Raw genomic sequence first — 8849 nt, 5'->3', positions numbered from 1 at the left:
GCCTGCTCCCCATCGCTCCCACCGCGGGCTTCGTTCCTGTGCAGGCCCGCGGTCGGTACACGCCGGCCGGGCGGCGGGCGATGGAACGGGTTCCCCCCCCCCCCCCCCCCCTCCCCCCCCCCCGGGCCCCTCCCCCGCGACCCCCGTGCGCGGTGGCGGTCGGGTGCTAGTCCGTGGCGATGGCGTTCAGGACGTTCATCCGGCCCGCCCGGAAGGCCGGGACCAGGGCGGCGAACAGGCCCACGAAGGCCGAGCCGATGAACACACCGATGATCGTCGGCCAGGGGATGTCGAGGACGTTCAGTCCCTCCAGGGCCAGCAGCTTCTGCGCCGTGGTGCCCCAGCCCATGCCCAGCCCCAGCCCCAGCAGGGCGCCGAAGAGGGCGATGACCACGGACTCCATGCGGATCATCCGGCGCAGCTGGCGGCGGGAGAGCCCGATCGCCCGCATCAGGCCGATCTCGCGGGTCCGCTCGACCACCGACAGCGCCAGGGTGTTCACCACGCCCAGGACCGCGACGATGATCGCGAGGGCGAGCAGGCCGTAGACCATGTTCAGCAGCTGGCCGACCTGGTCCTTGAGCTCCTGCTTGTAGTCGGTCTGGTCCCGCACCTGGTACTGCGGGTACGCGTGCAGCGACTCCTTCAGCGCCGCGTACGCCTGGGTCTCCTGGCCCTCCTTCGCCTTGGCGAACATCATCAGGTTCGGCGGGACGCGGTCGGCCGGCAGGTACTTGTTCATCGTGTCGATGCTGATGTACCGGGCGCCCTGGTCGATGGCGGTGTCGTCGTCGGTGATCGCGGCGACCTTCAGCTTCGCCCTCTCGCCGCCCTCGAAGGCGACCTCGACGGTGTCGCCGACGTGCACGCCGTGCTTCTCGGCGTAGTCGGAGCCGACCGACATGGCGTCGGTGCCGTAGGCGGCGGCCAGGTCGCCGGCGGTGGTCGGGCGGCGCACGTCCTGCGCGTACGTCGGGTCGGCGGCGGTCAGGCCGTCGTCGTCCTTCTCGCCGTCGGGGGAGGTCAGCGTGGCGTCGAGCATCTTGTAGCGGGTGACGTGTTCCAGGCCGGGCGTGTCCTGCATCTTCTTCTCGGCCTGCGGCACGATCCGCTGGTTGCCCTGGACGATGAAGTCCGCGCCGACCGTCTTGTCCAGCTCGCTCGTGGCCGAGGCGACCATCGAGGAGCCGACCACCGACAGGCAGGCCACCAGGGCCAGGCCGATCATCAGGGCGGCGCCCGTGGCGCCGGTGCGGCGCGGGTTGCGCAGGGCGTTGCGCTCGGCCATGCGGCCCACCGGGCCGAAGGCCCGCAGCAGCACCGCGCTGATCACCCGCACGACCCCGCCGGCCAGCAGCGGGCCGATCACGACGAAGCCGATCAGGGTGAGGACGATGCCCAGTCCCAGCATCGACGCGCCCTCGCTCGCCTTGCCCGCCGTGCCGGCCGCGTACAGGGCCGCGGCGCCGGCGCCGGTGAGGACCAGGCCGATCAGGCCCCGGATCCAGCCCGCCCTTCCGTCGGCCGGCGTACCGGCGTCACGCAGGGCGGCCATCGGGGAGACCTTGCCGGCGCGACGGGCCGGCAGGTAGGCGGCGAGGACGGTGACCACGACGCCGAGGACCAGGCCGACGACCGGGGTGGCCGCCTTCACGGTCAGGTCGTCGGTGGACAGGTTCATGCCCGCCGCCGACATCAGCTTCATCAGGCCGACGGCGATCCCGACACCGGCGCCGACGCCGAGGACCGAGCCGACGACACCGAGGAACAGCGCCTCGACGAGCACCGAGCGGTTGACCTGGCGGCGGGAGGAACCGATGGCCCGCATCAGGCCGATCTCGCGGGTGCGCTGGGCGACCAGCATCGAGAAGGTGTTGATGATCAGGAAGATGCCGACCAGGAACGCGATCCCGGCGAAGCCGAGCATGGCGTACTTGATGACGTCCATGAACTCGCCGACGTCCTCGCGGCCCTCGTCGGAGGCTTCCTTCGCCGTCTGGATCTTGTAGCCGCCGCCCAGGGCCTCGGCGACGTTCCGCTTGAGCTGCGCGTCGGACACGCCGTCCGCGGCGGTGACGTTGAACTGGGTGAACCTGTCGGTGGAGCCGAGCAGTTCGCGCTGGGCGGTGGCGGTGTCGAAGTAGACGACGGCCGCGCCGGGGTTGGTGACGGTGAAGGTGGCGATGCCGACGACGCGGGCCTTGAAGTCGCCGGTCTGCGCGATGGTGCGCAGTTCGTCGCCGATCTTCAGGTCGTGCTTGTCGGCGGTGTCGGCGTCGATCATCGCCTCGGTGGGCCCGCGGGGGGCGTGCCCGGAGGTGATCTCCATCGACCGCAGGTCGTTCCTGGTCCAGTTGCCGGCCAGGGTCGGGGCGCCGCTGGTGGCGCCCACGTTGTCGTTGTCGGCGTCGACGACGGTGACGTTCATCGAGACGACGGCGCCCTCGGCCGACGCGACGCCCTCGGCGGAGCGGATCCGCTCCAGGGTGGACGCCGGCACGGACGCGGGCACCCCGTTCTGCGGGGTGTCCTCGCTCTCGGCGCCCTTCGGGGCGACCGTGACGTCCGCGGAGGAGACGGCGAAGAGCTTGTCGAACGTCGTGTTCATCGTGTCGGTGAACACGAGCGTGCCGCACACGAACGCCACCGACAGCAGCACCGCCACCGCCGAGAGGGCCATGCGGCCCTTGTGCGCGAAGAAGTTGCGCAGGGAGGTCTTCAGGACGGTCATGACGTGCGCCCCCGGGCGTCGAAGTCCTTCATGCGGTCGAGGACCTGCTCGGCCGTGGGGTTGTACATCTCGTCGACGATCCGGCCGTCGGCGAGGTACAGCACCCGGTCCGCGTAGGAGGCGGCGACCGGGTCGTGGGTGACCATCACGATGGTCTGGCCCAGCTCGTCCACCGACCGGCGCAGGAAGCCCAGCACCTCGGCGCCGGCGCGCGAGTCGAGGTTCCCGGTCGGCTCGTCCCCGAAGATGATCTCGGGCCGCGCGGCGAGTGCCCGCGCCACGGCGACGCGCTGCTGCTGGCCGCCGGAGAGCTGGGTCGGCCGGTGCTTGAGCCGGCCGGCCAGGCCCACGGTCTCCACGACCCGGTCCAGCCACGCCTTGTCGGGCTTGCGGCCGGCGATGTCCATGGGCAGCGTGATGTTCTCGAGGGCGTTCAGCGTCGGCAGCAGGTTGAACGCCTGGAAGATGAACCCGATCCGGTCCCGGCGCAGCTGCGTGAGCTTCTTGTCCTTCAGGCCGGTGATCTCGGTCTCGTCCAGGTGGATCTGCCCGCCGGTGACGGTGTCGAGGCCGGCCAGGCAGTGCATCAGCGTCGACTTGCCGGAGCCCGACGGACCCATGATCGCGGTGAACTGGCCGCGGGCGATGTCCACGTCCACGTGGTCGAGGGCGACCACCCGGGTCTCCCCGCTGCCGTAGGCCTTGACGACCTGCCGCGCCCGCGCGGCGACGGCCGTACGTCCTCCAGTGCTCCCGTGCCGGGGAAAGGTTACGGCCGATGTCATGTCAAGTCTCCTATGTCGGTCATCGAGTGAGCCGTCGGTGCCGGCGGTGCGCCTCGGAGGGCACCGCTGAGGGTGTCGCTTGCTACGTCGAAGAGTCTGGCCGGAACCGGGGGCCGGGCGCGCTGGTGCTCAGCGCACTCTTTCGCTGGGGAAAACCCCACCCCCGCCGGTCCGGTCCGCCGCCCCCCAGCGGCGTAGAGCCAGATTAAGGACCGGCCGGGGCCCGTCTCGTCCTCCGTCGGTACGAACCCTCCCCGGGCCGTAGTACGGAGGTACCCCTAGGGGCCGTCCACCCGTCGGTGGAGTTCTCCTAGGGGTAGGCCTCATCCCCCGGACGCACCGGGCCTCCGCCCTGCCGCCGCGCGAGGCCCGAGTGGCAAGCTGGGCCCGGCAGATGGATGCACGGGGCACACAAAGGGGTTCCCCGGTGAGGACGAGGGGGAGACCCGGGGTGGGCAGCACCAGACCAGCGGTCCGCGAGGCCGCGCCCGGCGGCGGCACGGAGCGGCGCGGTGCCGTCGTGGCCGCGTTGATGCTCGCGATGGCACTGTCGGCCCTCGACTCGACCATCGTCTCCACCGCCGTCCCGCAGATCGTCGGCGACCTCGGCGGCTTCTCCCTCTTCTCGTGGCTCTTCTCCGGCTACCTGCTGGCCGTCACCGTCACCCTCCCCGTCTACGGCAAGCTCTCCGACACCTTCGGCCGCAAACCGGTGCTGGTCGCGGGTGCGGCCGTCTTCCTGCTCGGCTCCCTGCTGTGCGCGCTGGCGTGGAACATGGCCGCCCTGATCGCCTTCCGGATCGTGCAAGGTCTGGGCGGCGGCGCCCTGCAGGGCACGGTGCAGACCCTCGCCGCCGACCTGTATCCGCTGAAGGAGCGCCCGAGGATCCAGGCCCGGCTGTCCACCGTGTGGGCGGTGTCGGCGGTCGCGGGCCCCGGTCTGGGCGGGGTGCTGGTCGCCTACGCCGACTGGCGCTGGATCTTCCTCGTCAACCTGCCGGTCGGCGCGCTCGCCCTGTGGCTGATCGTCCGTCACCTGCACGAGCCGCAGCGGGAGGCGTCCGCCGCGCGTCCCCGGGTCGACTGGGCGGGTGCGCTGGCCGTGTTCGCCTGCGGCGGCGTGCTGCTCACCGCGCTGGTGCAGGGCGGCGTGGCGTGGCCGTGGCTGTCGGCGCCCTCCCTCGCCCTGACCGGGACGGGGCTGGTGCTGCTGGTGGCCGTGGTGCTCGTCGAGCGCCGGGCGGCGGAGCCGATCATCCCCGGCTGGGTGTGGCGGCGCCGCACGATCGCCGCGGTGAACCTCGCGCTCGGCGCGCTGGGTCTGCTGATGGTGGCCCCGGCCGTGTTCCTGCCCACCTACGCCCAGTCGGTGCTGGGCCTGGCCCCCGTGGCCGCCGGTTTCGTGCTGTCCGTGTGGACGGTGACCTGGCCCGTGTCGGCGGCGCTGAGTCAGCACGTGTACCGCAGGATCGGCTTTCGCAACACGGCGATGCTGGGCATCGGCGCCGCGTCCCTGGTCCTGCTCGCCTTCCCCTTCCTGCCCTATCCCGGCGAGGCCTGGCAGCCGGTGCTGCTGATGCTGCTGCTCGGTGCCGCGCTCGGTCTGTTCCAGCTCCCGCTCATCGTCGGCGTCCAGTCGACGGTGGGCTGGTCGGAGCGCGGCACGGCGACCGCGTCCGTCCTCTTCTGCCGCCAGACCGGCCAGACCGTCGGCGCGGCCCTCTTCGGCGCGGTCGCCAACGGCGTGCTGGCCGCACGGCTCGGCGGGGCGAGCGACCTCGACTCGGTGACCCGGGCACTGGAGACGGGCGAGGCCGGGGAAACCGTGCGGCGCGCGATCGCCGAGGCCGTCCACGCGGTCTACCTGGGTGCGGCGGGGGCGGCGGCCCTGGCGTTCCTGGTGCTGCTGGTGGTCGCGCCGCGGAAGTTCCCGGTGCTGAAGGACTGACCGCGCGGGGCGGTTGTGCCGGTGCCCTGCGAAAGCGGCGCAACGGTGGGCCGCGCGACCGAGGTCACGGCCTTCCCCGGCATGCCGGCCACCCGGTCCGCCGAAGAGGCCCCGCGCCACCGGACCGGCGAGTAACGTGCGTGGCCCTCCACCCCCACCTCCCTGCGGTCCGCCCGCGGACCCCAGCCGCGCAAGGAGCACCGGGATGTCCTTCGGCCCCTACCCACCACCACGGCACGGCGCGCCGCCTCCGCACGAACCCGCCCCGCCGTGCGCCCCTTCCTCGCCATACGCCCCCTCCCCGCCGCACGAACCCGCCCCGCCGCACGGCGCGTCGTACGCCGCCCGGCCCTGGCGGCCGCTCGGGCACCACGGCGACCTGCGCGTCCTGCGCGGCGCCTACCGCCGGCAGCGGCGCACGGCCACCTTCGCCGCGCTCGGCTACTTCCTGGCGTTCCTCGGCCTGTCGGCGTTCGCCCCGTCGGCCCTGACCGGCGACGTCGCCGGCGGACTGCCGCTGGGCCTGCTGCTCGCCCTGCTCCAACTGCCCGTCACCTGGCTGGCGATCGCCCTGTACGAGCACACCGCGCGCCGCACCGTGGACCCGCTCGCCGACCGCGTCCGCCGGGGCGGCGAAGCGGTCGCCGGGCGGAGGGCGGCACGATGACCGGATTCGACGACAACGCGCAGGCGATGGCCCTGGTCGCCTTCACCGCCATCGCCACGGTCACGCTGCTGCTGTGCGTGATGACCGGCCCGGACCGGGACGACCTGGACGAGTTCTACACCGGTTACGGCTCCCTGTCGCCGATGCGCAACGGCCTGGCCATCGCGGGCGACTACATCTCCGCGGCGACCGTCCTCGGCACGGGCGGCGTGATCGCCCTGTTCGGCTACGACGGAGTCGTCCTCGCCCTGAGCACCGCCCTGTCCCTGCTGCTGCTGATGTTCCTGATGGCCGAACCGCTGCACAACGCGGGCCGGTTCACCATGGGCGACGTGCTGTCCCGGCGCACCCCCGCGCGCAGCGTCCGCGTCGCGGCCTGCGCGGTGACCATCGCCGCGCTGCTGCCGATGATGCTGGTGCAACTGGCCGGCACCGGGCAACTGTTGTCGTTCCTGCTGGGATTCACCAGCGAGTCGGTGCAGACGGGCTGCATCGTCGGCGTGGGCGCGCTGATGATCAGTTACGCGGCGATCGGCGGGATGAAGGGCACCGCCCTGATCCAGATCCTGAAGATCGTGATGCTGCTCGGATCGGGCGCGGTGGTCACCGTCCTGCTCCTGAACCGCTTCGACTGGAACCCGGGCGCCCTGTTCGACGCCGCCGCCCGGGGCAGCGGCGCGGGCCCCGCCTTCCTGCACCCCGGCCTGGAGTACGCCGCCGGGCCCCACCCCGGCCTCGACATGCTCTCCTCCCAGCTGGCCGTGGTCCTCGGCGGCGCCTGCCTGCCGCACGTCACGATGCGCATGTACACCGCCGCCGGCGCACGCCAGGTGCGCCGGTCGATGTCCTGGGCGGTGTCGCTGGTGGCCCTGTTCGTGCTGGTCGTCACCGTCGTCGGCCTCGGCGCCACGGCACTGGTCGGCCGCGAGACGATCGCGCGCGTCGACCCGGCCGGCAACACCGCCTACCTGCTGGGCTCCCGGGCCGCCTTCGGCACCGACGTGACCACGGTGGAGACCCTGCTCTTCACCACCGTCAGCACCGCCCTGTTCCTCACCCTGCTCGCCTCCGTCGCCGGCATGATCCTCGCCTGCGCCAACTCCCTGGCCCACGACGTGTTCGCCACCCGGCGGCGGGAGCTGACGCCGCGCCGCGAGATGACGCTGGCCCGGCTGTCCGCCCTCGCGGTGGGCGTGCCCGCGATCGCGCTGGCCACCCTGGTGCAGCACCGCAGCCTGCAACCGCTGGCCACCCTGTCCTTCTGCCTGGGCGCGTCCGCCCTGTGCCCCGCCCTGGTCTACAGCCTCTTCTGGCGCCGCTTCACCCGCACCGGCCTGCTGTGGACGCTGATCGGGGGCGCGGCCACGGTCCTGGTGCTGACGCCGGGCACCAGTCTGGTCTCCGGCACCCCGGTGGCGGCCTTCCCGGACGCCGACTTCAACTGGTTCCCGTTCACCACCACCGGGTTGGTCTCCATCCCGGCCGGCTTCGCCTTCGGCTGGCTGGGCACGGTGGCCTCCGGCCGCAGGAGGACGGACGAGCAGCGCCGGCGGTACGAGGCACTGGAGGCGGGTCTCCTCGCGGGGGCGGTGCGCAGGGGCGGATGACGGGGCGGGAGACGGGGCGTCACTCCACGCCGCGGCCCGTCAGCGTGCCCAGGCGGCCGCGGAACGCGCTGATCTGGTCCTGCACCTCGTCCCAGCGCTCCCCGTGTTCGCGCAGCACCCGCTCCGTCTCCCGGGCGATCCCCTCCGCCCGCGCCCGCGCCCCCGCGAGGATCTCCTCCGCCAGGTCCCGCGCCTCCTCCTGCCGGCGCCCGGCCGACTCCTGCGCGTCGGCCAGCGCCCGCTCCGCCTCGGCCAGCGCCCGCTCGGCGCGCGTGACCAGCTCCTCGTGGCGGGCGTCCAGAGCGGCCGCCCGGCCGGCCTCCTCCCGCTCGGCCTCCGCCCACCGCGCGGCGTGCTCGGCCGCCTGCCCGGCCAGCAGCGAGGTGGTGCGCCGCCGCACCACCCGCGCCACGGCCAGCGTCTCGCCGCGCCCCGCCCGCACCTCGCGCCGCGCCGCGATCCGCACCTCGTCGGCCTGCGCACGCGCCGCGAGCAGCCGCTGCCGGGCCCACTCGTCGGCCTCGGCCCGTACGGCGTCGGCCTGCGCCCGCGCGGACCCCTGGACCTCGGCGCCCCGGGCCCGCGCCCGGTCCACCAGCTCCTGCGCCGTGCGCCGTCCGCGCTCCCGTACGGCCCCGGCCTCCTCCTGCCCGAGCCGGAAGAGGCGGCGCGCCCGTTCCCCGAGCGCCTCGTAGCCCTGCGGGGCGAGCCCGGCCACCGTCTCCCGCAGCCGGTCCAGCTCCGCCCCCATCTCGCGGGCCAGCACGGTCAGCCGGGCGGCCCGCTCCCAGGCGGCGTCACGCTCCCGCGAGAGGGCGTCGGCGCACGCGTCGACCTGTTCGGGACGGTAGCCGCGCCCCCGTACGGTCACGAAACCGTGCGGCGACACCGATGCGCTGCTCATGCCGGAACCCCTGTTTCGCCCGATCCACTGACAGACTTCCGCGATGTCCGGACATCTTTACGGATCAGACGTAAACACACATAACGCGACACTCCGGGCACCGCACGCGGTGGCGGGGACCGGGCCCGGCCCCGCAGACGCCGACGGGCCGGGCCGGCCCCCGTGGGGGAGACCGGCCCGGCCCGTCAGTCCGCGTCAGCGGCGCCG

General features: G+C 73.4%; 6 protein-coding genes. 3 read left to right on the top strand and 3 right to left on the bottom strand.

The window, feature by feature from the left end; all coding sequences use genetic code 11:
• Positions 1-166: 166 nt before the first annotated feature.
• The gene (locus tag ACZ4V6_RS26440) at positions 167-2731 is read right to left on the bottom strand and encodes an ABC transporter permease (RefSeq protein WP_467831999.1); all 2565 of its coding nucleotides are present in this window, start codon (positions 2729-2731) and stop codon (positions 167-169) included.
• Positions 2728-3516: an ABC transporter ATP-binding protein gene (locus ACZ4V6_RS26435; protein ID WP_467831996.1), complete on the bottom strand. Its 789-nt coding sequence runs from the start codon at positions 3514-3516 to the stop codon at positions 2728-2730. Before ACZ4V6_RS26435 ends, ACZ4V6_RS26440 begins: the two co-directional genes overlap by 4 nt.
• 451 nt (positions 3517-3967) lie before the next feature.
• Between ACZ4V6_RS26435 and ACZ4V6_RS26430 the strand changes: the two genes are divergently transcribed.
• The 3 genes from ACZ4V6_RS26430 (at position 3968) to ACZ4V6_RS26420 (ending at position 7738) form a co-directional block, all read left to right on the top strand.
• Positions 3968-5464 carry an MFS transporter gene (locus ACZ4V6_RS26430; RefSeq protein WP_467831994.1) on the top strand — a complete coding sequence of 499 codons (1497 nt, stop codon included), beginning with the start codon at positions 3968-3970 and terminating at the stop codon, positions 5462-5464.
• A gap of 205 nt (positions 5465-5669) precedes the next feature.
• Positions 5670-6131 (top strand): DUF485 domain-containing protein, encoded by a 462-nt coding sequence (locus ACZ4V6_RS26425; protein WP_467831992.1) that lies wholly within the window; start codon positions 5670-5672, stop codon positions 6129-6131.
• Complete coding sequence (locus ACZ4V6_RS26420; RefSeq protein ID WP_467831990.1) at positions 6128-7738, top strand: sodium/solute symporter; 1611 nt, start codon at positions 6128-6130, stop codon at positions 7736-7738. The genes ACZ4V6_RS26425 and ACZ4V6_RS26420 overlap by 4 nt, the downstream gene beginning before the upstream one ends.
• Positions 7739-7757: 19 nt before the next feature.
• On the opposite strand, the gene ACZ4V6_RS26415 is transcribed toward ACZ4V6_RS26420, so the two are convergent.
• Positions 7758-8642, bottom strand: a complete 885-nt coding sequence (locus ACZ4V6_RS26415) for a cellulose-binding protein (protein WP_467831987.1) — start codon at positions 8640-8642, stop codon at positions 7758-7760.
• Positions 8643-8849 lie beyond the last annotated feature (207 nt).

The sequence above is a fragment of the Streptomyces sp. NPDC029152 genome, from assembly GCF_055564355.1.
The sequence above is the reverse complement of the archived record's forward strand: the minus strand, read 5'-3'. Positions and strand labels throughout refer to the sequence as shown.